Annotated in this window: 25 protein-coding genes; 14 read left to right on the forward strand and 11 right to left on the reverse strand. The window is 60.1% G+C overall.

From position 1 onward, the window contains the following. The first annotated feature begins 27 nt into the window (after positions 1-27). Both OHL20_RS16330 and OHL20_RS16335 read left to right on the forward strand, forming a co-directional pair. Positions 28-1,155, forward strand: a complete 1,128-nt coding sequence (locus tag OHL20_RS16330) for a carboxypeptidase-like regulatory domain-containing protein (protein WP_263384241.1) — start codon at positions 28-30, stop codon at positions 1,153-1,155. A gap of 182 nt (positions 1,156-1,337) precedes the next feature. Next, positions 1,338-2,666 (forward strand): hypothetical protein, encoded by a 1,329-nt coding sequence (locus OHL20_RS16335; protein ID WP_263384242.1) that lies wholly within the window; start codon positions 1,338-1,340, stop codon positions 2,664-2,666. On the opposite strand, the gene ffh is transcribed toward OHL20_RS16335, so the two are convergent. From ffh to OHL20_RS16350, 3 genes are all read right to left on the reverse strand, one after another. Next, the gene (ffh, locus tag OHL20_RS16340; RefSeq protein ID WP_263384243.1) at positions 2,663-4,057 is read right to left on the reverse strand and encodes a signal recognition particle protein; all 1,395 of its coding nucleotides are present in this window, start codon (positions 4,055-4,057) and stop codon (positions 2,663-2,665) included. The two genes, OHL20_RS16335 and ffh, sit on opposite strands and share 4 nt — an antisense overlap. Positions 4,058-4,127: 70 nt before the next feature. Then, a complete protein-coding gene (locus OHL20_RS16345; RefSeq protein WP_263384244.1) occupies positions 4,128-4,616 on the reverse strand; it encodes a hypothetical protein in 489 nt (162 codons plus the stop codon). Between the two features lie 89 nt (positions 4,617-4,705). Further along, complete coding sequence (locus tag OHL20_RS16350) at positions 4,706-4,963, reverse strand: UBP-type zinc finger domain-containing protein (RefSeq protein WP_263384245.1); 258 nt, start codon at positions 4,961-4,963, stop codon at positions 4,706-4,708. Positions 4,964-5,094: 131 nt separating this feature from the next. Here OHL20_RS16350 and OHL20_RS16355 point away from each other — a divergent pair, with 131 nt between their 5' ends. Both OHL20_RS16355 and OHL20_RS16360 read left to right on the forward strand, forming a co-directional pair. Then, positions 5,095-6,039 carry a site-specific tyrosine recombinase gene (locus OHL20_RS16355; RefSeq protein ID WP_263385028.1) on the forward strand — a complete coding sequence of 315 codons (945 nt, stop codon included), beginning with the start codon at positions 5,095-5,097 and terminating at the stop codon, positions 6,037-6,039. Further along, positions 6,036-7,034 (forward strand): tyrosine-type recombinase/integrase, encoded by a 999-nt coding sequence (locus OHL20_RS16360; protein WP_263384246.1) that lies wholly within the window; start codon positions 6,036-6,038, stop codon positions 7,032-7,034. Before OHL20_RS16355 ends, OHL20_RS16360 begins: the two co-directional genes overlap by 4 nt. A 161-nt stretch (positions 7,035-7,195) precedes the next feature. On the opposite strand, the gene OHL20_RS16365 is transcribed toward OHL20_RS16360, so the two are convergent. From OHL20_RS16365 to OHL20_RS16395, 7 genes are all read right to left on the reverse strand, one after another. Further along, on the reverse strand, positions 7,196-7,582 hold the full coding sequence (locus tag OHL20_RS16365; RefSeq protein WP_263384247.1) for a hypothetical protein: 387 nt from the start codon (positions 7,580-7,582) through the stop codon (positions 7,196-7,198). Positions 7,583-8,246: 664 nt separating this feature from the next. Beyond that, positions 8,247-8,849: a recombination mediator RecR gene (gene recR / locus OHL20_RS16370; RefSeq protein ID WP_263384248.1), complete on the reverse strand. Its 603-nt coding sequence runs from the start codon at positions 8,847-8,849 to the stop codon at positions 8,247-8,249. A gap of 92 nt (positions 8,850-8,941) precedes the next feature. Beyond that, positions 8,942-9,274 (reverse strand): YbaB/EbfC family nucleoid-associated protein, encoded by a 333-nt coding sequence (locus OHL20_RS16375; protein WP_263384249.1) that lies wholly within the window; start codon positions 9,272-9,274, stop codon positions 8,942-8,944. A gap of 4 nt (positions 9,275-9,278) precedes the next feature. After that, positions 9,279-11,312 carry a DNA polymerase III subunit gamma/tau gene (gene dnaX / locus OHL20_RS16380; protein ID WP_263384250.1) on the reverse strand — a complete coding sequence of 678 codons (2,034 nt, stop codon included), beginning with the start codon at positions 11,310-11,312 and terminating at the stop codon, positions 9,279-9,281. Positions 11,313-11,365: 53 nt separating this feature from the next. Next, entirely contained in the window at positions 11,366-12,223 is an 858-nt protein-coding gene (xth, locus tag OHL20_RS16385) for an exodeoxyribonuclease III (RefSeq protein ID WP_263384251.1), read from the reverse strand. Then, a complete protein-coding gene (locus OHL20_RS16390) occupies positions 12,181-12,462 on the reverse strand; it encodes a hypothetical protein (protein WP_263384252.1) in 282 nt (93 codons plus the stop codon). Before OHL20_RS16390 ends, xth begins: the two co-directional genes overlap by 43 nt. A 113-nt stretch (positions 12,463-12,575) precedes the next feature. Continuing rightward, positions 12,576-13,052 carry an SET domain-containing protein gene (locus OHL20_RS16395; protein WP_263384253.1) on the reverse strand — a complete coding sequence of 159 codons (477 nt, stop codon included), beginning with the start codon at positions 13,050-13,052 and terminating at the stop codon, positions 12,576-12,578. A 129-nt stretch (positions 13,053-13,181) separates the two neighbouring features. On the opposite strand from OHL20_RS16395, the gene OHL20_RS16400 reads away from it, so the two are divergent. Both OHL20_RS16400 and OHL20_RS16405 read left to right on the forward strand, forming a co-directional pair. After that, the gene (locus tag OHL20_RS16400) at positions 13,182-14,123 is read left to right on the forward strand and encodes a tetratricopeptide repeat protein (protein WP_263384254.1); all 942 of its coding nucleotides are present in this window, start codon (positions 13,182-13,184) and stop codon (positions 14,121-14,123) included. 53 nt (positions 14,124-14,176) lie between these two features. Further along, on the forward strand, positions 14,177-14,728 hold the full coding sequence (locus tag OHL20_RS16405; RefSeq protein WP_263384255.1) for a DinB family protein: 552 nt from the start codon (positions 14,177-14,179) through the stop codon (positions 14,726-14,728). Here the strand turns inward: OHL20_RS16405 and OHL20_RS16410 are convergent. Then, on the reverse strand, positions 14,679-15,149 hold the full coding sequence (locus OHL20_RS16410) for a hypothetical protein (protein WP_263384256.1): 471 nt from the start codon (positions 15,147-15,149) through the stop codon (positions 14,679-14,681). The genes OHL20_RS16405 and OHL20_RS16410 overlap by 50 nt on opposite strands. Before the next feature lie 227 nt (positions 15,150-15,376). Between OHL20_RS16410 and OHL20_RS16415 the strand changes: the two genes are divergently transcribed. The 8 genes from OHL20_RS16415 (at position 15,377) to OHL20_RS16450 (ending at position 23,060) form a co-directional block, all read left to right on the forward strand. Continuing rightward, positions 15,377-16,561, forward strand: a complete 1,185-nt coding sequence (locus OHL20_RS16415) for a tetratricopeptide repeat protein (protein ID WP_263384257.1) — start codon at positions 15,377-15,379, stop codon at positions 16,559-16,561. A gap of 61 nt (positions 16,562-16,622) precedes the next feature. After that, positions 16,623-17,009: a PspC domain-containing protein gene (locus OHL20_RS16420; RefSeq protein WP_263384258.1), complete on the forward strand. Its 387-nt coding sequence runs from the start codon at positions 16,623-16,625 to the stop codon at positions 17,007-17,009. A 20-nt stretch (positions 17,010-17,029) separates the two neighbouring features. Then, the gene (gene lysA / locus OHL20_RS16425; protein WP_263385029.1) at positions 17,030-18,262 is read left to right on the forward strand and encodes a diaminopimelate decarboxylase; all 1,233 of its coding nucleotides are present in this window, start codon (positions 17,030-17,032) and stop codon (positions 18,260-18,262) included. Positions 18,263-18,528: 266 nt separating this feature from the next. Beyond that, complete coding sequence (locus OHL20_RS16430) at positions 18,529-19,278, forward strand: YebC/PmpR family DNA-binding transcriptional regulator (protein ID WP_263384259.1); 750 nt, start codon at positions 18,529-18,531, stop codon at positions 19,276-19,278. 116 nt (positions 19,279-19,394) lie between these two features. Next, positions 19,395-20,135, forward strand: a complete 741-nt coding sequence (locus OHL20_RS16435) for an acyloxyacyl hydrolase (protein WP_263384260.1) — start codon at positions 19,395-19,397, stop codon at positions 20,133-20,135. A gap of 26 nt (positions 20,136-20,161) precedes the next feature. Then, positions 20,162-21,082, forward strand: a complete 921-nt coding sequence (gene ftcD, locus OHL20_RS16440; RefSeq protein WP_263384261.1) for a glutamate formimidoyltransferase — start codon at positions 20,162-20,164, stop codon at positions 21,080-21,082. 39 nt (positions 21,083-21,121) lie between these two features. Further along, a complete protein-coding gene (locus OHL20_RS16445) occupies positions 21,122-21,535 on the forward strand; it encodes a hypothetical protein (RefSeq protein ID WP_263384262.1) in 414 nt (137 codons plus the stop codon). A gap of 109 nt (positions 21,536-21,644) precedes the next feature. Next, positions 21,645-23,060, forward strand: a complete 1,416-nt coding sequence (locus OHL20_RS16450) for a hypothetical protein (protein WP_263384263.1) — start codon at positions 21,645-21,647, stop codon at positions 23,058-23,060. Positions 23,061-23,212 lie beyond the last annotated feature (152 nt).

The raw sequence follows: 23,212 nt of genomic DNA on the forward strand, positions 1-23,212 counted from the left end.
ATCACGTTCGGCCGGTATGGTTGAAGTATGAAATACCTGCCATCTTTTTCCTCCGAGAGATTTAGCTACTTCATTTCCAAGGGTGGGTCGCTGTTCGGGCCTGTGGTGTTGGCGCTGCTTTGTTGCGTGTCGATGAGGATGTCGGCGCAGGAGAGTCACGGTCCTTCGACGGTGGATGTGGGACTTCCGGATGCTCCGGGGTTTGGGCAAACGGCGGTGGTGCAGGGGACTGGAAGCATCAGCGGCGTGGTGATGGACATCAACGGTGGGCTGGTTCCGGGGGCGAAGGTGACGCTGCTGGAGCATGGGCGAACGGACGAGCGGGTGACCACAGCGGGGACGGATGGGAGATTCAGCTTTGCGGATCTCGACGTGGGAAGGTTCAAGCTGACAATTACTGCTTCCGGGCTGGAGACGTTTGTGTCTTCGGAGATCGGGCTGAAGGTTGGTGAGCGGCGTGAGTTGCCGCGCATTGATCTGCCGATTGCGGCCACGAGCACCGATGTAACGGTGGTGGTGACGCAGGAGCAGTTGGCGCAGGAGCAGATCAAGGAGGCGGAGAAGCAGCGGGCGTTCGGGATCTTTCCGAACTTCTATACGAGCTACGTCTGGGATGCGGCTCCGCTGACGCGCAAGCAGAAGTATGACCTTGGGCTGCATTCTGTCGCGGACCCTGTGACCTTTCTTGCGGTGGGAGTGGCATCGGGGATCGAGCAGGCGCGGAATACCTTTCCTGGCTATGGGCAGGGAGCGAAGGGCTATGCGAAGCGCTATGGTGCGGGCTATGCAGATGATGCGATTGGGCGGATGCTTTCGAGCGCGGTGTTTCCGTCGATCTTCCATCAGGACCCGCGCTACTTCTACATGGGATCGGGAACGGTGCGAGAGCGTGCGTGGTATGCGCTTCGGTCGGCGGTGGTTGCTAAGGGGGATAACGGCAAGTGGCAACCTGCTTACTCGTTTGTGCTGGGATCATTTGCGTCGGGGGCGATCTCGAATGCTTACCATTCGGCGGATGATCGTGGGGCTGGTCTGACGATTCGGAATGGGTTTCTGGATCTTGCGGGGCATGCTGCGGATAACCTGCTGCGGGAGTTTATCTCGCGGAAGGTTACTCCAAATATTCCGGTGTATGAGACTGGTAAGCCGGAGTAAGTGAACCTACCGGGGAGCCTTTTCTAAAGCTGCTATAGCGTTGTTCACTCCCACCCCTTCACGATAAGAATATGAAGGATGTGTCACCCGGCTGCGTAAGGCGATAAGCAAGCAAGATTTACATTGACACGATTCCGTTCGCATATATCCTCGGCAGACCTCGTCATATGCCGGAGAAACGTATGCCAATGCAGGCAACTGGTCGTCCTATCGGAATCGTGATTATCATCCGTGACAGAATCGCGACCTGGGTGGAAGGACGCCATGAAGCCTGGGTAGCTCTTATCTTCCTGAGTGTCTTCGCCGCTTTTATTGAATTGGGATACGCAGGAAGTGCAAAGCCGCATTCTGTTTCAGGTTTCTTTGCTGCTTTGACTTACACACTGAGCATTGCCCTTGCTGCCCTCATCGTCGGAATATTTCTGGGCTTTCTTTTTGGAATTCCACGAACTCTCAGTGGCAATAATCCTTCCTCAAAAGAAAGCGACGGCTTCGAAAGAGATGCTTCTTCGAGCACGGAGAGATTGACCGCGTTCGGTGTTGGCCCTGATCGCCATGGTCCTGATCGGCAAGTGAACTTCGGTGTGAATACAAATCTGGAGCAGATCTCTGACTGGCTCACGAAGATGCTTGTTGGTGTGGGGCTAACTCAGATATCGAAGCTGCCAGTTGCAATCCGCGTATTGAGTTCCGCGCTCAAACCAGGCTTTGGTGATACTGCGGGGGCTGGTGCCATTGGTGTTTTGATCGTCATTTTCTTTTCAGTCTGCGGTTTTTTGATCGGTTATCTGTGGACCCGTATCTACCTAAGAAAAGAGTTTGCAAGTGCAGAATCGGAAGCGACGGCGCGGCTTGCTGCAAAGGTTTCGACGATGGAGTCGAAGAGCGAACAGGTGGCTGCCGCGCTTTCCACCGTTCAGGCGCAACCAGATAAGGACGCAATCGCGCTGAACCTCATGCAAAAGGTGCTTGAGCCCGCGTCAGGCGATACGCCTCCAACGCAAGACGTGCTGGATCGAGCGCTCTTCGAAGGGTCGCCTGCGTTGAAAGTGCAGGTTTTTTACACGGCAAGAAAAGAGAGAAAGGACGCAAGGGATACAAGCCGGGAGCAGAAGGTAGCTGCAATGGTTATCCCGATATTCCGCGCGCTCAAAGCTTGCGATAGCACGAACCGCTACCACCGGACTCGCGCTCAACTGGCGTATGCGTTGTATGAGCAGAACCTGAGCGATGTTCAAGGTGCGCTTGCGGAGATTGAAAGCGCGATGAAGATCCGCGACAAAAAGGGCGCGAACGGATATTGGAAATATGAGGTGTTTCGGGCGATCTGTCACATTCGCCAGCTGGAAAACGTGCCTTCTGAGCAACAGAGCCTGCTCAAAGATCAGATACTCGACGATCTTAGGTTCGCGGCTTCTAAAGATCTCGATTCAGTGAAGGAAGTATCCAAAGCCGTCGATTGGCTCAAAGAACAGGGCATTCGTGTCGAAGACCTTGCTCGAAATACTTAGCGCCCAAACCGTTGTTTTTGTTGTTGCATCTGGCTCATCATGCGTTGCTGGGCTTTTATTCCGCCGCCCATGCCGCCACCCATTGTCTTGAACATCTTGCGCATCTGGGCGTATTGGCGGAGGAGGTTGTTGACCTCTTGCACGCTGGTGCCTGAGCCTTTGGCGATGCGTTTGCGCCGGTTGCCGTTGATGATCTCGTGGTCGCGCCGTTCCTTGTTGGTCATCGAGTTGATGATGGATTCGACGCGGGTGAACTGCTTTTCGTCGACGTTCTCGGCGGCCTGCGCCATGCCTGCAAAGGGGCCGACTGAGGGGAGCATCTTGAGGATGGATTGCATGGAGCCCATCTTCTTGATCTGACGGAGCTGGTCGCGAAAGTCCTCCAGCGTGAAGCCGTCGCCGGAGAGGGCTTTCTTGGCGAACTGCTCGGCCTTGCCCTTGTCGAGGGTGGCTTCGGCGCGCTCGAGGAGGGTGGCGATGTCGCCGTGGCCCATGATGCGGGAGACGATGCGGTCTGGGTGGAAGGGCTCGAAGGCGTCGGGCTTTTCTCCGGTGCCCAGGAACTTGATGGGGGCACCCGTCACGTGGCGGATGGAGAGGGCTGCGCCGCCGCGCGCGTCGCCGTCCATCTTGGTGAGGATGGCGCCGGTGATGGAGAGGAGATCGTTGAAGGCCTTGGCGGAGTTGACGGCGTCCTGGCCGGTCATGGCGTCGGCGACGAAGAGGATCTCGCTCGGATTGAGGAGCTTCTTGAGCGCGGCCATCTCGTCCATGAGGGTGCCGTCGATCTGGTTGCGGCCAGCGGTGTCGACGATGAGGATGTCGCAGCCGAAGGAGGCGGCCTCGCGCTTGGCTTCGCGGGCGAGGCGGAGGACTTCGTCGGTGCCGGGGTTCTGCTCCGTCAGCTTGCCCTCGTAGAGCTGGGCGGAGATGGAGCGGGCCACGATGGCGAGCTGCTCGCGGGCGGCGGGACGGTAGACGTCCACCGAGACGAGCATGGGGCGGTGGCCAGCCTTTTTGAGCCACTGGGCGAGTTTGCCACTCGTCGTGGTCTTACCTGATCCCTGTAGCCCGGCCATGAGGATGACGCTGGGCGGCTGGGAGGACTTCTGGAAGCGGGCGGTGTCTTTGCCGAGGAGGTTGACGAGTTCGTCGTGGACGATCTTGACGATCTGCTCGGAGGGCGACAGGGCTGTGGTGACCTGGGTGCCGAGGGCGCGGACGCGGATGTGCTCGACGAGTTCGGTGACGACGGAGAGGTTCACGTCGGACTCGAGGAGGGCGAGGCGGATCTCGCGGAGGGCCTCGGCGATGTTTTCGTCGGAGATGGTGCCCTGGCCGCGGAGGTTTTTGAAGGAACGCTGGAGTTTATCGCTTAGGTTTTCAAACATGACTGTGTTGAGTTTATCAGTGGAAGGCGGGCGAGGAGGCGACCGTGCAGGATGTGGGTCGGCGGCCTGTCTAGCTGCCCAGGCCGTACTTCTTCTGGATCTCGGCGAACTCGGCTTTGTGCTGCTTCATGAAGGTGATGTTGGCGGGGTTGACGTGGGCTTCAGCGGCGGCTTTGGCGGTGTCGGTGCCGGGCTGCTCGAGCGCGACGATGAGGCCAGCGGTGAGGATGGTGAGCTCGGCGACGACAAAATCATGGACGGTGAAGCCATGCTGGGTGATGAGGGCGACGACCTCCGGGTGGGCGGAGATGCGCTGGTCGATGTTGGCGATGGACTCCTGCTTATCGTCACCGGGCTGCATGACGGAGGAGGCGTCCGGGTGCGCCTTGGCGAATTTGGTGATGTCGGCGAAGGTCTGGGCGAAGCGGGTGACCTCGTCCATGGTGAGGGCGTGGTGGGAGAGTTCGTCGATGTCCTTATCGGCGGAGGGGGTTTGCGCCGGGAGGTTGGCGACGCTAAAGGCTAGAAGGAGGGCGGCGGCGTAGAGGTGGCTTCGCATGTGGATTGACTTCTCCTGATACCGGGACGGCGTGCTTCGGGCGAGGACGGCAGTAGAGCACACGGCAGAGTAGGGTCGCAAGGGATGGGCTACTCGGCCATCTGGTCGTCGATGTAGCAGTAGAGCCAGCGCTCGTCGGGCTGGGCGGAGGCGATGACGGGATGTTTGACGTGGTTGTAGTGCTTGGTGGCGTGCTTGTTTTTTGAGGAGTCGCAGCAGCCAACGTGGCCGCACTCGAGGCAGGTGCGGAGATGGACCCATTCGTCGCCGAGCTTGACGCATTCTTCGCAGACGTGGACTTTCGGAGCCTTGTATTTGCTGTGCTTGAGGTGCTCGCAGAGGGCCATGGTGGTTCCTTTCGGGGCTGTAGTTCACGATACAGCGGTTTGTGGCAGTGCTGTGTGTGATGCTGGCAAGGCTGGTGCCGGAGTGCAGGTTACGAGCGTTGGGCGGGGGTAGCGGCGAGATAATGAGCGGTATGCCTGTAGATGGAGAGTTGGCGGGGAACGCGCGGCTGATCGGTGAGTACATCGCGTATCTGCAGGTCGAGAAGGGCATGCGGCCGGCTACGTGTGAGGCGTATCGGAACGACCTGGAGCAGTTCGCCGAGCAGGTTGAGGGGCGGGCGGGGCTGCTGGTTTCGGCGACGCAGGCGGATGTAAGCGCGCATATGCAGAGGATGCGGGGGCATGGGGTGGAGTCGCGGTCGATTGCGCGGAAGCTGAGCTGCCTGCGCGGGTTTTATCGATGGCTGCTGATGGACAAGCGGGTCGGGAGCGATCCCACGGTCAATATAGAGACGCCGGTGAGTTGGAAGATTCTGCCGAAGTCGCTGGCGGAGATTGATGTTGCGACGATGCTCGAGCGGACGGCTGTCGCGGCCAGGAGCGCGGATGCGGATGGGCTGGCGCTGCGGGACCACGCGATCCTTGAACTGCTGTACGCGGGAGGGCTGCGAGTGGGGGAGATCTGCGCGCTGCGCGTGGAGGACCTGCACCTCGATCAGGCGCGGGCACAGGTGCGGGGTAAGGGCGACAAGGAACGGATTGTGCCGCTGGGAGAGCGGGCGGTGGCGGCGCTGGAGCGCTATCTCGCGATAGGTCGACCGGGGCTGGCGCATGCGGGTGCGGTGCAGCGGAACCTGTTTCTGAGTGTGCGGGGCAAGGCGCTGACGCGGCAGTGGGTGTGGGAGATGGTGCGGGCGACGGCGAAGTTGGATGGGAAGAAGGCGAGTCCGCATACGCTGCGGCATAGTTGCGCGACGCACATGGTGGAGCATGGGGCGGACCTGCGCAGTGTGCAGACGCTGCTGGGGCATGCGGATATTTCGACGACGCAGGTGTACACGCATGTGGCGCTGGGACATCTGAAGGCGGTGCATCGGCTGCATCATCCGCGCGGGAAGCGGCGGGTGGGTGTATGAGTGATGCTTTGGATGGTGAGGCGACCGTAGCGACAGGTGAGATTACGGGGCTGGCGGGACAGTTTCTGGCGATGCTGGCGGATGAGCGTGGGTCGAGTGAGCATACGCTGCGGGCTTATGTGCGGGAGGTGCGGAGCTTTGCGGCTTATCTCGAGAAGGCACTGGGTAAGGATGCGGCGATCGGGTCGGTGGAGCACCTGCATATTCGCGCGTACCTTGGCGTGTTGTATGAGCGGGGGTTGACGAAGGCGAGTGCGGCGCGGGCACTGGCGGCGGTGCGGAGCTGGTTCAAGTGGCTGGCGAAGGAGGGTAAGGTGTTGCAGAATCCTGCGCTGCTGGTGAGCACGCCGAAACGGCCAATGCATCTGCCGCGGGTTCCCAGTATGGAGGAGGTGAACCGAGTGCTGAACTCGCTGGATGGAGCGGGGCCGGTCGGGTCGTCGGATGGGCAGGAAGAGAGTGTTTGGCCGGAGCGGGATCGGGTGATCTTCGAGTTGCTGTATGGGTGCGGGATTCGAAACTCGGAGTTGGTGGGGCTGAATATGATGAGCGTCCAGTGGAATAACGACGCTGTGCTTGTACGAGGCAAGGGAAAGAAGGAGCGGCTGGTGCCGTTGGGAGACGAGGCAGCACTGGCGGTGCGGGAGTATCTGCCAGGGCGTGAGGCAAAGCTGGTTGCGGCGGGGAAGGGCGGCCTCGTCCACGAGGGGCCGCTGCTGACGAACCTGCGGATGCGCGGTGATTGCCGACTGACGACGCGGAGTGTAGGGCGGATTGTGAAGGCGATCGCGCGGTCGCGTGGACTCGCTGCGGACGTGCATCCGCATACGCTGCGCCACGCATTTGGAACGCACATGCTGGAGGAGGGTGCGGACCTCAGGGCGATCCAGGAGATGCTGGGGCACGAGCGTTTGTCGACGACACAACGCTATACGCAGTTGACCGTCGGACAGGTGCAGCGGGTGTACGACGAGACGCATCCACGAGCGAAGTAGGTTGGGCTGGATGTTAGTAGCTAAAACTAAAATAGGTTACGGCCACCTGATTAAAGGTGGCCGTCGCTATTTATTAGAACTTACTCATAGTTATCCGAGTTAGTTTTAAAGTCGATCAGTACTGCGGCAGACTTGGGATACATAAGTTGATGCCTCGTAGGTTAGAGGCTTCCGGTTGCACCAGTGACTACATTCTTTACCTGACCTACTTCGTAGAGAAGGATTGCGGCGTTGGCAAGATTGTGGATGGCAACGGTGTCGTTGCTGAAGGCAACAACTGCGCCATTGAACTGGCTGTTGATGTAGAGGTGGTACTTGTAGTTCGCGCTATCGGCGGCGTAGCTTGGGTCGGACTCAAGGTCGAACTTGATGCCGGTGGTATCGAAGCCAACGAAGTTGAAGGTGCGGACGAGGTCCTGCTTGACGGTCGTTGTAGCTGCAGGCTGCTGGGCTGAGGCTGAGGCGGAGGGAGTGATTGCTGCGGCAGAGGTGAGAAGGATTGCAGCGAGGGCGAGTTTGTTAGCGAACTTATAACCAGAGAGAATCATGACAGCCTTTCGAATTAAGAACTAGGTAGAAAATAAGAACTAGATAGAAAGTGAACACGACGTAAAGTCCGCGCTACTTGCATTCGCGTACTACACCGTTTTCGCTACACTCTTCTATCTCAACGAACTAAGTCAATTATTAGTTTTTGCCTTTTATGCCCCGATATACGACTTTGAGAAGTTCAGTACCCACATCGAGCAAGAAAAATTGTTACTGCGGATAGGGAAGTAACTCCCTACATTCAGTAATAAGTAGTGCTCCTAGGTAGATTCGTCCATAACTCTTATAGTTTGCTAAAAATATTATTCGGGGGACGATCTCTCGTAACCCGTGGGCGCCAAAACGGAACGGAATATGACCGGATTTCGGCCTTGCGTCTACACCGGCGCTGGTTACCTGTTTTTAGCTATGGCTCTGCGGATGAGGATTCTCAGCGCCCCATGAGATGGAGATCAAGCTGGGAACTCCTGTATTGACAGGGGTTTCGAGATCGAAGCAGATTGTAAGGTGATGCCGTTTGTGCCCGGAGCCGGGGCGTGTGTACCTGTTATTGCGGCGAGAACGTAGTAACCATTTTTGAACGTGGTAAGGAGGTCGGCTGCGGCAACTTGAAGCTCTCGGGCACCAATCCGGTCGTGCGGCGCGTTCTGCATCGCGGAGAACTTAGAAGTCGCGGCGGCCTTCGAGTGCGCGAGTCATGGTGATCTCGTCGGCATACTCGATGTCGGACCCGGCGGGGACGCCGGTGGCGATGCGGGTGATCTTGAGGGTGGTGCTGAGGCGGCGGAGCTCGTGGGAGAGGTAGCCGGCGGTGGCTTCGCCCTCTGTGGTGGGCGAAGTGGCGAGGATCATTTCGTCGACGTTCGGCACACGGGTGAGCAGATTGGCGATGCGGAGCTGCTCTGGGCCCACGCCGCCGATGGGCGAGAGCGTGCCGTGGAGGACGTGATAGACGCCGTTGTAGCTGCGGGTCTTCTCGATGGTGGCGATGTTGGTGGGTTCTTCGATGACGCAGATGAGGCGCTGGTCGCGGGTGGGGCTGGTGCAGTAGGTGCAAGGGTCGACGTCGGTGATGTTGTTGCAGATGGAGCAGAGGCGGAGGTGCTGCTTGAGTTCGCGGATGGCGTGGGAGAGCGCGTCGGCGTCGGAGGCGGGGGAGCGGAGGATGTGGAAGGCGAGGCGCTGCGCGGATTTGGTGCCGATGCCAGGGAGCTTGCGAAGCTCTTCGATGAGGCGCGACATGGGTTCGGCGAAGCGGGTGGACATGGCTACCTTTATTGAGAGCTAAAGCAGGAACCGGCAACGGCGGAATGCGGGGGTCTCTCCCTTTCGCATTGCTCCGGTCATCTTTACTGGCGCTAGTTGAGGCCAGGGAGGTCGGGTAGGTTGAGGCCGCCCATCATGCCCTTTACGGAGGATTGCATGGCCTGATCGGCGCGGCGGCCGGCTTCGTTCATGGCGGCGATGATGAGGTCTTCGAGGAGTTCGAGATCGCTGGCGGAGCTGCCCATGACGGTGGGGTCGATCTTGAGCTTGAGAACTTCCTTCTTGCCGTTCATCTTGACGGTGACGACGCCTCCGCCGGAGGTGGCTTCGACGACGGTGGAGGCGAGCTTCTGCTCCATCTCCTCCTGCATCTGCTTGGCCTGGGACATCATTTCTTTCATCTTGCCGAGGTCGGAAAAGTCCATGGTTCTAGTCTCCTTCGTGGAGGTCGATGACGGTGCGGATTTCAGCGTTGAAGAGGCGCTGCGCCTCCTGAACGATTGGATGCGCGTTGGCTTTGGATTGTGCCGACCCTGCCTTGGCAGCGCGAGGTTTCTTCGCTGCGGCTGCAGCGCCTGCTCCCGCGAGCAGGGTGAGCTTAAGACCGGTGCCGGTGAGGGTGGCGCGAATGAGTTTTTCGGCCTCGGCGTTGATGACGATGGGGAGCATGGTCTTGGAGACGTTGGTCTGAACCTTGAGGATGGCACCATCGACGGTCCATTCCGCATCGTCCATGGCGTCGGCGGCGGATTGCTGGCCTTTGGCGCTTGTGAGGGCTTCGACTGCGGCTTGCTGTAGGGCGATGGCCTGCGGTGTTGCCTGATGAGTCGGGGCCTCGGCGTGGAGTTCGCTTAGGACTAGAGGCTCAGGCGTCAGGGGCTGCTCGGGTTCGGGTGCTGAGGTTTCGATCTCGACCGGAATGGAGAGTGGCACCGGAACAGGTGTCGGCATCGGGATGTCGACGGGGAGCGGTAAAGGATCGGGGAGCTTGAGCTCGGCTGGCTTTGGGAGCTCGGGTGGAGTTGGTTTGTCTCTTGGGATGTCGACGACGGCGGCTGCTGGTTTGATGGGCTGCGGCGCTGCTGGCGGATCATCGAAGCGCTTGCGGTCGGTGCTTTGCTGGAAGGGGGAGAAGGCTGGTTTTGCGGGCTCGGGGAGTTCCTGGGGAACCCGGCTTTGTGGAGCCGTAAGTTGTGGGGTCTGGATCTGCGCTTGTGGCTCGGCTGACTTGGGTGGGGCGATGCCGCGCTGGGTTCCGCCGGAGCCGGGGGAGACGGGGATCGCGCTGAGGAGTTCTTCTACCGGCAGGAGGCGGCGCAGGTGAACAAGCTTCAGGAGGCCTAGCTCGAAGTGGAAGCGTTGCTCCTGTCTATATCCCAGCTCGTCGAACGTGCGGAGCATGACCTGAAGAAAGCGGGTGAGCTCCTCTTCGGTGAAGAGGCTGGCGGTGCGGCCGGCGCGGCGCTGCTCGTCAGGGGAGATCTGGAGGAGTTCGGCGGCGGTGCCGTTGGTGGTGTTGCCGTCAACGTCGATACCGGCGATCTTGGCGATAAGCGCGTTGCGGAGATAGCGGCAACACTGACGGGCGAGCTGGGCGGGCGAGTTGCCGGAGTCGAGGAGCTGGTTGGCTACCGTCATAACCTCGGCGGAGCGGTTGGCGTCGACAGCCTGGAGAATCTTTTCAAAGACTGCATTGGGAACGGTGCCCATGAGCTCGCGAATCTGCGAGGCGTCTAAAACGGCGCGGCCATCAGTGACGGGGGCGGAGGCGATGGCCTGATCCATGATGGAGAGGGCGTCGCGCATGGAGCCGTCACCGGCTTCGGCGAGCAGGCCGAGGGCGGCGTCATCGGCGTCGATGCCTTCCTTGGTGGCGATGCCGCGAAGTTCGGAGAGGATGTCGACGAGCTTGACGGCATGAAAACTGAAGTGCTGGCAGCGCGAGCGGACGGTCTGGGGGATGTCCTCGGGCTGGGTGGTGGCCATCATGAAGACGATGTGGTCGGGTGGCTCCTCGAGGGTCTTGAGGAGGGCGTTGAATGCCGCGTCGGTGATCTGATGGGCTTCGTCGAGGATGTAGATCTTGTACTTGTCGCGGGCAGGCCGGTAGCGGGCGGCGTCGCGGAGTTCGCGGATCTCGTCGATGCCGCGATTGGTGGCGGCGTCGATCTCGATGACATCGACGGCGTTGCCGGCCTTGATCTCGGTGCAGGACTCGCAGACCTCACAGGGCTCGGCGGTGGGGCGGAGCTCGGTGCCGATAGTGTTGCGGCAGTTGAGCGCCATGGCAAGGATGCGGGCGATAGTGGTTTTGCCGATGCCGCGATGGCCGGAGAAGATGTAGCCGTGGGCGATGCGCTGCTGGGTGAGCGCGTTCATCAGGGTGACGGTGACGTGATCCTGTCCGGCGACGTCTGCGAAGCGTTGGGGGCGGTACTTGCGAGCTAGAACCTGGTAAGCCATAGAGCTAGGTCGATTGTACCGGGGGAGCGAGCCTGAGTCAGAAGCGTGGGTATCTAGCTCAGCGTGAGGAGGATTGGCGTGTGGTCGGAGGGCCTAAGTTGGGCGCGGGGCCCTCTGTCGATCTCACAGCGCTCGATTCTGGATTGGAGCGACGGGGAGACGAGGAAGTGGTCGATCCGGACGCCGCGATTGTGGTCGAAGGCCTGGCGGAAGTAATCCCAGAAGGTGAACTGGCCGATCTCCGCAGGATGCAGGGAGCGGAAGGCGTCGGTGTAGCCGAGGTCGAGCATGGCACGGTAGAGCGCCCGGGTTTCGGGCTGGAAGAGCGCGTCGCGAACCCACGAGGCTGGCTTGTGGCAGTCGATATCTTCCGGGATGACGTTGAAGTCGCCGCCGATAACGGTTGGGATCATATCGCTCTTCCACTCGCTCATTTTGGTCAGGAGGCGTTGCATCCATGCGAGTTTGTAGTCGAACTTCTCGGTCCCGACGGGGTTGCCGTTGGGCAGGTAGATATCGACGATGCGGATACCGGCAATCATGACTTCGAGGTAGCGGGCGTGGGTGTCGGCCTCATCTCCGGAGAGCACGGTGCTGACGGATTCGATCGGCGATCGAGAGAGTATGGCTACACCGTTGTAGGCCTTCTGGGGGACGGCGACGCTTTCGTAGCCCAACTCCTGAAAAGCTGCGGAAGGGAACTCGGTTCCTTTGAGTTCCTGCAGGAGGAGGACGTCGGGATTGCGCGAACTCAGCCATGCGGTTACGTGGTCAAGACGGGCTTTGATCGAGTTGACGTTCCAGCTTGCGATGACGATGGCGGCCTTCTTTCTGCGAATGCATTGATCCAGTGCAAGTCTTTTCCGGTTCAGACTACTCGTTGCAGTAGCTCGGTGACTATGCTTTGCCATTCGGTATGGAGGTCGCCGCTTTGAGTTGGCCGGTGTGCGCGCCTGTACCAGTAGCCAGCGTTCGCGGTGTCGCCTTCGACGCGATGGAGGTAGGCGTGCACCCACGCTCCTTCGGGGTTGTCGTCTGATTGTGCGACCTCATGCGCCTGCTCCCACTCTCCTCGATTTGCGAGCCACAGGGCGCGAAGAGCAGGCGGATGGAATTGTCCGCTGCCAGCGACAAACTCTTCGAGTGTCATCAAGCTTCTCCTGACTATTGGAGTAGACGGGCGCGACAGAGGATTGCTTGCCCCGACCCTGCTTTGACGGGTAGACGCTGAACGTTCCGTCCACCGTCCCTCTATGGAGTTGTTTACTTCGCTCCGGCTTTTCGGGCTTCTTTCTGGGTGGCTTTCTTTGCGTTTTTGGCGCGGCGGGCTAGTTCGAGGTCGGAGAACATGGTGCCTCTGCAGTTGGGTGCTCCGCAGTGGCAGGAGCCTTCCTCGTCGTCGGAGTCGTAGAGGTTGTACTCGTAGGTGAGTTCTTCGCCGGCGGCGATATCGCGGAGGGCGAGGACGTAGATGTGGTCGTTATCGTCCTCGGTCTCGCAGTTCGGGGCGCAGGAGTGATTGATGAACATGGGGGTGCCGAAGCCGTCGATGACCATGTTGCCGTCGCCGTAGCCGAAGAGATAGGTGACGAATCGGTCGGCGTATCGCTCGTCGGCGACTTCCTTTGTCATGCGGGGACCGTCATACTCACAGACGCGATCGCCCTTCTTGATGGAGCGTGTGGTGTAGCAGCCGGCGGCGTGGATCGTGGAGGAGCGGATGATGAGGCCTGGCTGCATAGGGGTGTCGGGGTCCGGAGGGTGGTCTGTTGCCGACTATAACAAATCGCCGGTGAGGACCGTTATCGATCATTGGATGCTTGCTGCGGGCGGACAGTGCTGCGGTCATTGGTGAGGGTACGAGGTAAAATGATGGCGATGGTAAGTCGGATTTCAGGGCGCGTTGTGGTGTGGCTGATAGTGAGCGCAGGAGTGTGTGTGGCGCAGAAGTATGTGCCGCCACCGCCTGAACTCACGGTTGACCCGTGCGCTGTGCAGCCGAATGCGAAGTTTCCGGTGGCCCCTGATCCGAAGGTGAAGGCTCCGGTGTGCCCGCCGCCGGGAGCGGTTGCGGCTCCGAGTGCGCCGGCAGCTGCCGCTCCTGCGGCTGGTGCGGCGTTTCCGTTTCCGGGGGATGCACCGAAGGCTCCTGCGGCGGCGAAGCCTTCGACTGCGGAGCAGTTTCCATTTCCGGGTAGCGAACAGAAGGCTGCTCCTGCTGCTGCTCCGGCGGCGAAGACGGGAGGGACGGGGGACCAGTTTCCGTATCCGGGTGAGACGAGCAAGTCGCCGGATGCGGTGCCGGAGGGGAATACGCCACGGTATGTCCCGGATTCGCCTGCGCCGGGTTCTGCAGGCTCGGGGTCAAAGGCGCCGGGCTCGCCTGCTCCGGGGGATGACAGTAGTTCGAGTAGCAGCAGTAGCTCTGGATCAAGTTCCAGCAGTGACTCGGTGCCGCCGGGTGTCGATGACGCTCGGAGGGCTGGGGATGATGGCGAGGCCTCACCCGTGCGGAGCCGGAGGAAGCTGGCGAAGGTCAATGCGCAGTCGAACGACGATCGGGTGACCGAAGACCTGAGCGTGGCGAAGTTCTACACCTCTCGCGGCAACTTTACGGCGGCCTATCTGCGGACCAAGGATGCGACGAAGGCGATGCCCGACGACGCTGAGAGTCACTTCGCGCTGGCGCAGGCTGCGGAGAAGCTGCAGAAGAAGGACGAGGCTGTCGCCGAGTACAACACCTACCTGCAACTGGAGCCGAACGGGGACAAGATGGCTGCGGCGCAGAAGGCGTTGGCCGGGCTGCACTAGTTTCAGGGAAGACGTGACGGTTTGATGCTGGCGGGGTAAGCTTGCGACCAGCCATGCACCCGATCCTCGATAAGCTTCAGAATGAGATTCGTGACAGCCTCAGCGGTTTGAGTGCGGAGCAGACGCAGCTTCGTCCGTTGACTGATCCGGCGAAGTGGAGCATCCAGCAGGTCATGGAGCATCTGCTGCTGACGTATCGGTCGAGCTGCGCGGTGGTGGAGGGGCGTGTGGCGAAGGGTACGCCGACGAAGGCTTCGCCTGACATGCGCCAGAGGGTCGCTCAATTCGCGGTGTTTCAGTGTGGGTATTTCCCGACGGGCAGGAGGGCTCCGGCGATGGTGACGCCGCCTGATGCGGGCGAGGCAGTTGCGGGCGAGGTGCTGGCGGTCCGGGCTGCGGAGCTTCTGGAACGCTTCGACCGGTTGACGGCGGAGATGGAAGGTCTATTCGGAAGGAAGAGGGCGATCAGCCACGGCGTGCTGGGTCCTCTAGGTGCGCAGCAGTGGCGACGCTTCCAGTTGATGCACGGACAGCACCATCTGCGCCAGGTGTGTGCTATTCGTGCGGCTCACGGTCTGTCGAGAGGGTCTGATCGTCAGGGATGATGGAGGTGTTGGTGGTTTCGGTGTCCAGATCCTCGACGACGCGGAGATAGCGGCGCATGTAGCGGAGAGGGTCTTCAGCGGCGGCCATCTCGCGGAGATGGTAGAGCCAGGCGTTCTCGCGGGCGCTGCGCCGCATGTAGCCCTTCCGCTGAACGGTGTTGATGCGGCCGTCAGCCATTTTGCGGGTGAAGGTCTGGGGAGGCACCTGGAAGGTGATCTGGCCGCCCGCCTTCCAGAAGCTCACGGCAAACTCGTGGGAGAAGAGCAGGGCGTAGTATCGCCGCTGTTCCACGAGGGTGCTGACAGCTTCTGAAGGGTTCTTCCAAGGCAAGCCGAGCCTCACGATATACCAACGCCTGAACTCAAACCCATTGGCGCGGGCCTGACCTACGAGCAACTGCAGCAACTCAAGTCTAGTCATGGAGATAACGTCTCAGCGTCCCCTTGACTTGCATGTGCGGGGCCCGTAATCGCTTTAGTGTACGTGCGAGACCCGACATACGAATCAACCCCCGGATAGATTATTTTGACGAGGTGATCAAAAGGGTATTTGGGCATCTGAGTGGAGATATGTATCGTTGGCGCAGGATGAAGTTGCGAGCTAAATTTCTGGGAATAGCCTGTGCCGTTGTGCTGCTGGGCTGCGCGATGGCAAGCACAGCAATGGGGCAGCCGGGTGGGCTTCCGCCGGATGCGGCGAAACATACGGACCCGATCAACCTGCAGCAGGATGTCCGCGACGCGCATACAGCCTTCTACAACCTGGACTACGACCGGGCGCTGGGGATGTTTGAAGCGGTGCAGCGGGCGCATCCGCAGGACCCGATGGCGACGGACTACGTGCTGATGGTGCTGATCTTTCGCGAACTGTATCACCAGGATCTGCTGGATACGACCTACTACGCTCACGACTCTTTTCTAAGTTCGAAGCGGACGGTTTCGATCGCAGACGGGACGCGGCAGCGGATTGAGTCGTTGACGGATTCGGCGATTGCGCTTTGCGACCAGGCGTTGAAGCAGAATCCCGACGACAAGAATGCTTTGTTTGCACGAGGGTATGCGCGTGGAATGCATGCTGCCTTTATCACGCTGGCGGACCACAGCTATGTGACGGCGGCACGGCAGGGATTGGCGGCCCGGAATGACAGCGAAGCGGTGTTGAAGCTCGACGCGGGTTACCAGGACGCCAAGATGGCGGTGGGAATCCAGCAGTTTGCGGTGGCGAGTCTCCCTCGGCTGGTGCGGATGATGGTGGGTATCGCGGGTGTGGGCGGGAGCCGGGAGAAGGGGCTTGGGATGCTGCGGGATGCGGCGACCTACGGCATCGTGACGCGGATCGAATCGCGGACGACGCTGTCGCTTTTTCTGCGGCACGATGGGCGATATCCCGAAGCTTTGGTAGTGCAGCAGGGGTTGGCGCAGGAGTTTCCACATGACTATCTCTTTCGGCTGGAGCAGGCGAATTTGACGAAGGATGAAGGGAACGGCCCGCAGGCGATTGCGGCGTATCGTGACGTGCTGGCGGATGCGCGCAAGCCGGGATATTTTATCGATCCTCGGCTGCAGATGGCGTGGTTTGGACTGGCGGATACGGAGCGGGGTCAGAACGATATTACGGATGCGGCGAAGCATTATCTCGAGGCGTCGGAGCAGCCGAACTGCAGCGACTGGCTGCGGCGGCGGGCGCAGTTGAATGCGGGGCAGATGCTGGACCTGCTGCACGATCGCGGGGGAGCGGTAAAGCAGTACCAGATGGCGGCTGCGGGTGGCGGGGACCAGTCGCAGGCGGATGCGGCGCGGCGGTATTTGAAGGCGCCTTATGACGGAAAGTAGCGAAAGGGAACCTTCCGCTGCGGGTCGCCGTATGTAAAGATGATGTCTTCGGAGCTCTGCTATGTATTGCTCATGTTGTGGAAACCAATTCGGATCAACGGCGCGCTTTTGCCCGTCCTGCGGTGCGGCGCTTCCTGCTGAAGCAAAGGCGACTTCCGGCTATCCCCCTCCTCCGCCGCCCGGAGCCTTTCGCGGGCAGCTTGTTCGTCCGCGTTCGCCTCGTGTGATTGCGGGTGTGTGTTCTGGACTCGCTGAGCACTATGGATGGGACTTGAACGTGGTTCGCCTTGGAGCGGTGGTCATCACCCTGCTGACCGGTGTGGCGTTGTTTGCGTACATTGCGGCCTGGATCATTATTCCAGATGGGCAGTATGCGTTGCCGTATGGTGTGCCGCCAGCGCCCCCTCCGCCGCCTGGGGCTTCGACTTCGGAGAGCGCTGCGATTTGATCATTGCGCATCGCCCCTTCATGTACCGCAAGCGTCAGCTTCTCTGCGACGGCGTTGACCTGACGGCTCTTGCCGAGGAGCAGGGCACGCCGTTGTATGTGTATTCGGCTGATCAGATCTTGCACCGCTTCTCTCTGTTTGCTGATGCGTTTACGCAGCCGCATACGGTCTGCTATTCGGTGAAGGCGAACTCTGCCCTGGCTATTTTGCGATTGCTGGCGGAGCAGGGCGCGGGTTTCGATATCGTGTCGGGTGGGGAGCTGGAGCGGGTCCGGCGGGCGAGTAAAGCTGCGTTGAAGCGGGTCGTCTTCTCCGGTGTAGGGAAGCAGGTCTGGGAGATCGACGCCGCGTTGAAGGCGGAGATCCTGATCTTCAATGTGGAGAGCGAGGCGGAGCTTGCGCTGCTGGCGGAGCGGGCAGAGGCGCTGGGGAAGCAGGCTCGGTTTGCGCTCCGGGTGAATCCGGATGTGTTCGCGGACACGCATCCTTATATATCGACGGGGCTGCGTGAGCATAAGTTCGGGATTGATATTGGGCTGGCGCGGGCGATCTACCGGAAGGCTGCACGGAGCAGATGGCTTGATCCTGCGGGCGTGAGCGTTCATATCGGGTCGCAGATTCGTGCGGTTGAGCCGTTCGCGGCTGCGCTGGAACGGGTGCTGGCTTTGATCGGGGAGTTGAAACGGGATGGGCTCGATATCCGATATGTGGATGTTGGTGGCGGCCTCGGGATTGAGTATGGTGCGGCTGCGTTCGATCCGGCTGAGCAGGTAAAGAGCTATGCGGCGGCATTGACGGCGGCTTCGGGATTGCACCTGCTGCTGGAGCCGGGACGGTTCATCGTGGCACAGGCGGGCGGGCTGCTGACGCGAGTGCTGTATGTGAAGAAGAACGGTGCGAAGACGTTCGTGATTACGGATGCGGGGATGAACGACCTGATTAGGCCATCGCTCTACCAGGCGCACCACGAGATTCTGCCGGTTCGGCAGGGAACCGCGACGGAGCAGGTGGTGGATGTGGTTGGGCCAGTATGTGAGTCGGGGGACTTCTTCGCGCGGGATCGTAAGCTGCCGAAGGTGAAGCCGGGCGAGCTCATGGTGCTGCTGGATGCGGGAGCGTATGGGATGAGTCTCAGCTCGAACTACAACACGCGGGTGCGGCCTGCGGAGGTGCTGGTGGAGGGTTCGGCGGCGCGGCTGATTCGGCGGCGGGAGACGATGAAGGACCTCTTTGTAGCTGAAATCCTGGATTAATAAGACTGAAGAACTTGACAAATCCTCAGGCCCCACGCCTCGCAAATCCCGGGCGTAGGCCCCAGGCAGGGGTACTTCGGGGGTACCAGGTACTCCGCTAACTCGCCTGTTTTGAAGACTTTGGTACTTCAGGTACAGGGGGGTGGGGGGCACCTCGCACAAGGCGTTCCGAGCGCGAAATGGCTATCGCACGGACATGCTAAACTCGCAAGGTTGAAGAGCCGTGAATTCAAACGGCGCGCATAGATCACTGTTGAGGGAACACCATGTCCGGCCATTCAAAATGGGCAACCATCAAGCACAAGAAGGGCGCAACCGACGCCAAGCGTGGAAAGATCTTCACGCGTCTGATCAAGGAAATTACGATTGCTGCGAAGGGCGGCGGTGGCGATCCTGACGGCAATCCTCGCTTGCGAACGGCGATAGCTGCGGCCAAAGCGGAGAACATGCCAGCCGACAATATCAAGCGGGCGATCCAGCGCGGCACGGGCGAGCTCGAGGGCGTGAACTACGACGAGATTACGTATGAGGGCTACGGTCCGGGTGGCGTGGCGGTGATCGTCGATGTGCTGACGGACAATAAGAACCGGGCAGTGAGCGAGATTCGTCATGCGTTTTCGAAGAACGGCGGAAACCTGGGCGAGTCGAACTCAGTGTCGTGGATGTTCTCGAAGAAGGGCGTGATCGTGGTGGCGAAGTCGGCAGCTTCTGAAGAGAAGCTTACGGAGATCGTGCTCGATGCGGGGGCGGAAGACCTTTCGGATGAAGGCGACAATTGGGAGGTGCTATGTGCTCCTGCGGACTACGAAGCGGTGACGAATGCTTTGAAGGCGGCGAAGATTACGCCTGAGCACGGTGAGGTGACGATGATTTCGTCGACCTATACGAAGCTCGAAGGCGCGCCGGCAGGGCAGATGATGCGACTGCTTGAGGTGCTGGAAGACCTTGACGATGCGCAGAATGTGTACTCGAACTTTGACATGGACGAGGCCGCAATGGCGGCTGCCGGACACTAGGTCGAGCATACGAAGAGGTTTGAACAGGAGGCCGCCGACTGCCGGCGGCTTTCCTTTGGTCGCCTCTGCCCTATGATTGAAGCTGGGCCACAAGAGTACGACCCTTGGAGCAAGTTTTGACGAAGAAGTTACGAGGTTTTGGTGGGGCTGCTGTGCTGGCTCTGCTGGTTATGTCTGCCGCGAGTGCGATGGGGCAGGCTGTGTTGAATCCGCTCTATTCCGATGCTGGGGCCGCTGCGAAGCCAATTGAGTTTGGTGCGATTGTGCAGGGCGGCAACGGGCTCACGGAGAATCGTGAGAGCTTCCACTTCATGAGCGCCGGCGTTCATGCGGGCAAGGTGCTGACGCCGAACTTCGGGCCGGGCCTTCTGCATGGGAACTTCGAGTATGCGATGGAGTTGTACCCCTTCTGGCAGTCGTACACGCCCAGGTTTCAGCGAGCGAAGTGCGTTGCCGGTGTGGCGCAAGGGAGCACAGTCTGCGGACCTCTCTACACGGTTGGAGGAACTTACAGCGGCGTGACGGTGACGCCTATTATCTTGCGTTGGAACTTTTCGGGTACGCGGCGCATGGCTTATTGGGCGCAGGCTGCGGGTGGGGTGCTGTGGACGAACCATAAGTATCCTGCGTTTGGTTCGCCCGATCTGAACCTTGGCAACGATGGGCCGAATACTGAGGCGAGTGTATGGAACTTTACGCCGCAGGGTGGTGTTGGAATGCACTATTTCGTGAAGCCGCGACGGTCGATCGATTTCGGAGCGAATGCGGTTCATATTTCAAGCGCCTCGCTGGGCGACAAGAATCCGGGTGTGAATGCGAGTGTGCAGTTCACGCTTGGATATAGCTGGTGGAAGTAACGAATCCTTTGTAGGATTCTCCTGCCATGAAGCCTGATTCCATTATCGAATGCGTGCCGAACTTCTCTGAAGGAACGGACCGCGGGGTTGTGAGCCGCATTGTGGCGTCGATGCAGGTGGAGCACGTCCACCTGTTGGACTGGTCGCTCGATGCGGCGCACAACCGGTCGGTCGTCACGCTGGCAGGGCCTCCGGAGGCGGTGGTTGAGGCGGCGGTGCGGGCTGTTGGTGTGGCTTCCAAGCTGATCGATCTGACGCAGCAGAGTGGCGTGCATCCCCGGATTGGCGCGGCGGACGTAGTGCCATTTGTGCCGGTGAGTGGCTTGTCGCTGGCGGAGTGCGCGATGCTGGCGCGGCAGGCAGGGCTGCAGATCTGGCGGCGGTATGGTGTGCCGGTGTACTTCTATGGTGCGGCGGCGGCACGTCCGGATCGCGTGCTGCTGGAGGACGTGCGGCGTGGACAGTTCGAGGGACTGCGCGAGGCTTCGCAGAAGGACGCTTCGCGACGGCCCGATATCGGTGGGCCGGAGTTACATGCGACTGCTGGGGCGAGTGCGGTTGGAGCGCGTAGTTTTCTGATTGCTTACAACATCTATCTCGATGACGCGGATATCTCGGTGGCGCGGGCGATTGCGCGGGAGATTCGTGCGGCGAACGGTGGATTGCATGGCGTGAAGGCGATCGGGGTGATCTGTGAGGGACGAGCGCAGGTTTCGATGAATATTACGGATTTCCGGATGACTCCTATGCGGGTGGTGCACGCGAAGGTGCAGGAGTTGGCGCATCTGAACGGCACGCGGACGGCGGAAGGTGAGCTGATCGGGCTGATTCCGCAGGATGCGTTTGATCCGGATGCGGCATGGGTGAAGGAGATTCCGGGCTTTCACGCCGAGGCGAAGGTGCTGGAGCAGAAGTTGCATCAGCCGATGGACTGGCCGGTGGCTTAGCTTTTGGGGTTATTCTGGTGGTGGGGATCTGATTTGAGCATGAGACGAGTTGCGGCTTCGCTTCTGGCTGTTCTGCTATTTTGCGGAACGTCATGGGCGGCGGTGTGCGATCTGTCATGTCAGTTCAACTCCATGAAGACGGTGTGCGCCGATGCCTCGATGGATCAGGGTGCGATGCCGATGGCTTGCGACCACTGCCAGGGAAATGATGAGCTGCGTGGTTCGTTGCAGGTTGCATCCTCTGCGTGTGCTCCGATGCAATGCGGCCATGCCGTGGTCGCGAGTGAGCGGGCGAGTGACGAGGCGTTCACGCTGCTGGCAAGCCCGGTGGCGATGGTGGCCGATCAAATCACTGTGGCGATACCGGAACTCGAATCAGAGCCATATCGGCAGATTCGACCTCCTGGTGATGGCTCCGCGTTCTATCCATTGTTTGTCTCGCTTCGCGTCTAGATCACATCTCTTCAGCTTGCTGGATGCTGGCTTGTGCCCTTGAAGGGCGCGGCTGGTCCGCTGTTTCTCCAAGCTGCCGAATGTGATCGGCTGGAAGTCAGGGTTTACGTTGCGAAATTTTGTAGTGGGTCTTGTGGTTTTAAGTGCGCTGGGTGCTGGCGCTCAACAGCCTGCGTCGATGCCGGGTATGCCGATGCCGGGCATGCCAATGGAGGATTCGGCTCCTGCTAAAACGGCCGCACCCTCCGCCATGCCGATGGATATGCCGGGCATGAAGACGGGTCCGATGCCGATGGATGGCGGGTTGAAGGAGTTGATGGACCAGATGAATCCGCAGACGTTTCTGCAGGAGATTCAGCATCACGGGTCTTCTGGGACGAGTGCGGAGCCGAACTCGACGCCGGTGCCGATGCTGATGGAGATGAAGGGGCCGTGGATGCTGATGTTTCATGCGAATGCATTTGTGGTGAACACCCAGCAGACGAGCGCGCGCGGAGCTGATGGCTTCTTCTCGACTAACTGGATGATGCCGATGGCGGAGCGCCAGCTTGGACCTGGTCAGTTTACTGTGCGTGCGATGTTTTCGCTGGAGCCGGCGACGATTACGGGGCGGCGCTATCCACTGCTGTTTCAACAGGGAGAGACGGCGTTTGGAGTGCCGATCACCGACGGTCAGCATCCGCACGACTTTTTTATGGAATTGGCGGCGCTGTATGACTGGAAGCTCGGACCGAAGACGCTGCTGTCGTTCTATGCGGCGCCGATTGGTGATCCTTCGATTGGACCTACGGCTTATCCGCATCGGGCGTCTGCGTTTGAAAACCCAGTGGGGACGCTGGGACACCACCAGGAGGACTCGACCCATATTGCTGGAGATGTGGTGACGGTGGGGCTGACACAGGGGATGGTGCGGCTGGAGGCGAGTGGCTTTCATGGGCGAGAGCCAAACGAGCATCGTTGGGAGATTCAGCAAGGCGCGATCGACTCGTGGTCGACGCGGCTCACGGTGCAGCCGGGTAAGGACTGGAGCGGGCAGTACTCGTATGCGCGGCTGAAGAGTCCGGAGCAGTTGTTTCCAAACGAGGATCAGGAGCGGATGACGGCTTCGGTGATGTACAACCGACCGTTTCGAGGAGGGAACTGGGCGAGTACGGCGCTGTGGGGGCGAACGCGGTCGTTGCAGGATGGCGGGAAGGAGAACAGCTACCTGCTGGAGTCGACGGTGCGGTTTGCGGAGCGAAACCATGTGTGGACGCGGATTGAGAATGCTGGGCGGTCGAATGAGTTGCTGAATGGTGAGCAGGCGTTGCCGGGTGGATTTGAGGAGATGCCGCTGACGCATGTGCAGGCGTATACGTTTGGGTACGACCGGGATATAGACTTGGTGCCACATCTGGCGTCGGCGATTGGAGCGCAGGTGACGACGTATGGGGTCGGCAAGCCGCTGCAGGGGATTTATGGAACTGATCCCGTGGGGGTGACGATGTTTGTCAGGCTTCGGCCGTTTTCGGGCAAAGATCGCTAGGGATGCGTCGATAAAGAGCTGAGTGGGTGCATCTGCTTCGAGGCGAAGATCGTTGTAGATACAGGAGATGCGGCGGGGGTGAACAACCTTCCGCCGGTCTACCCGTCAAACGAAGCAGGCAATTCACTTGCTTCTCACCCTGTTTCACGGAA

This window comes from Granulicella arctica, from assembly GCF_025685605.1.
Lineage (GTDB): Bacteria > Acidobacteriota > Terriglobia > Terriglobales > Acidobacteriaceae > Edaphobacter > Edaphobacter arcticus.

Coding starts and splice junctions, on each gene's coding strand:
- OHL20_RS16330 (WP_263384241.1), top strand. CDS start 28: ATGAAATACCTGCCATCTTTTTCCTCCGAGAGATTTAGCTACTTCATT.
- OHL20_RS16335 (WP_263384242.1), top strand. CDS start 1,338: ATGCCAATGCAGGCAACTGGTCGTCCTATCGGAATCGTGATTATCATC.
- ffh (WP_263384243.1), bottom strand. CDS start 4,057: ATGTTTGAAAACCTAAGCGATAAACTCCAGCGTTCCTTCAAAAACCTC.
- OHL20_RS16345 (WP_263384244.1), bottom strand. CDS start 4,616: ATGCGAAGCCACCTCTACGCCGCCGCCCTCCTTCTAGCCTTTAGCGTC.
- OHL20_RS16350 (WP_263384245.1), bottom strand. CDS start 4,963: ATGGCCCTCTGCGAGCACCTCAAGCACAGCAAATACAAGGCTCCGAAA.
- OHL20_RS16355 (WP_263385028.1), top strand. CDS start 5,095: ATGCCTGTAGATGGAGAGTTGGCGGGGAACGCGCGGCTGATCGGTGAG.
- OHL20_RS16360 (WP_263384246.1), top strand. CDS start 6,036: ATGAGTGATGCTTTGGATGGTGAGGCGACCGTAGCGACAGGTGAGATT.
- OHL20_RS16365 (WP_263384247.1), bottom strand. CDS start 7,582: ATGATTCTCTCTGGTTATAAGTTCGCTAACAAACTCGCCCTCGCTGCA.
- recR (WP_263384248.1), bottom strand. CDS start 8,849: ATGTCCACCCGCTTCGCCGAACCCATGTCGCGCCTCATCGAAGAGCTT.
- OHL20_RS16375 (WP_263384249.1), bottom strand. CDS start 9,274: ATGGACTTTTCCGACCTCGGCAAGATGAAAGAAATGATGTCCCAGGCC.
- dnaX (WP_263384250.1), bottom strand. CDS start 11,312: ATGGCTTACCAGGTTCTAGCTCGCAAGTACCGCCCCCAACGCTTCGCA.
- xth (WP_263384251.1), bottom strand. CDS start 12,223: ATGGCAAAGCATAGTCACCGAGCTACTGCAACGAGTAGTCTGAACCGG.
- OHL20_RS16390 (WP_263384252.1), bottom strand. CDS start 12,462: ATGACACTCGAAGAGTTTGTCGCTGGCAGCGGACAATTCCATCCGCCT.
- OHL20_RS16395 (WP_263384253.1), bottom strand. CDS start 13,052: ATGCAGCCAGGCCTCATCATCCGCTCCTCCACGATCCACGCCGCCGGC.
- OHL20_RS16400 (WP_263384254.1), top strand. CDS start 13,182: ATGATGGCGATGGTAAGTCGGATTTCAGGGCGCGTTGTGGTGTGGCTG.
- OHL20_RS16405 (WP_263384255.1), top strand. CDS start 14,177: ATGCACCCGATCCTCGATAAGCTTCAGAATGAGATTCGTGACAGCCTC.
- OHL20_RS16410 (WP_263384256.1), bottom strand. CDS start 15,149: ATGACTAGACTTGAGTTGCTGCAGTTGCTCGTAGGTCAGGCCCGCGCC.
- OHL20_RS16415 (WP_263384257.1), top strand. CDS start 15,377: ATGGCAAGCACAGCAATGGGGCAGCCGGGTGGGCTTCCGCCGGATGCG.
- OHL20_RS16420 (WP_263384258.1), top strand. CDS start 16,623: ATGTATTGCTCATGTTGTGGAAACCAATTCGGATCAACGGCGCGCTTT.
- lysA (WP_263385029.1), top strand. CDS start 17,030: ATGTACCGCAAGCGTCAGCTTCTCTGCGACGGCGTTGACCTGACGGCT.
- OHL20_RS16430 (WP_263384259.1), top strand. CDS start 18,529: ATGTCCGGCCATTCAAAATGGGCAACCATCAAGCACAAGAAGGGCGCA.
- ftcD (WP_263384261.1), top strand. CDS start 20,162: ATGAAGCCTGATTCCATTATCGAATGCGTGCCGAACTTCTCTGAAGGA.
- OHL20_RS16445 (WP_263384262.1), top strand. CDS start 21,122: ATGAGACGAGTTGCGGCTTCGCTTCTGGCTGTTCTGCTATTTTGCGGA.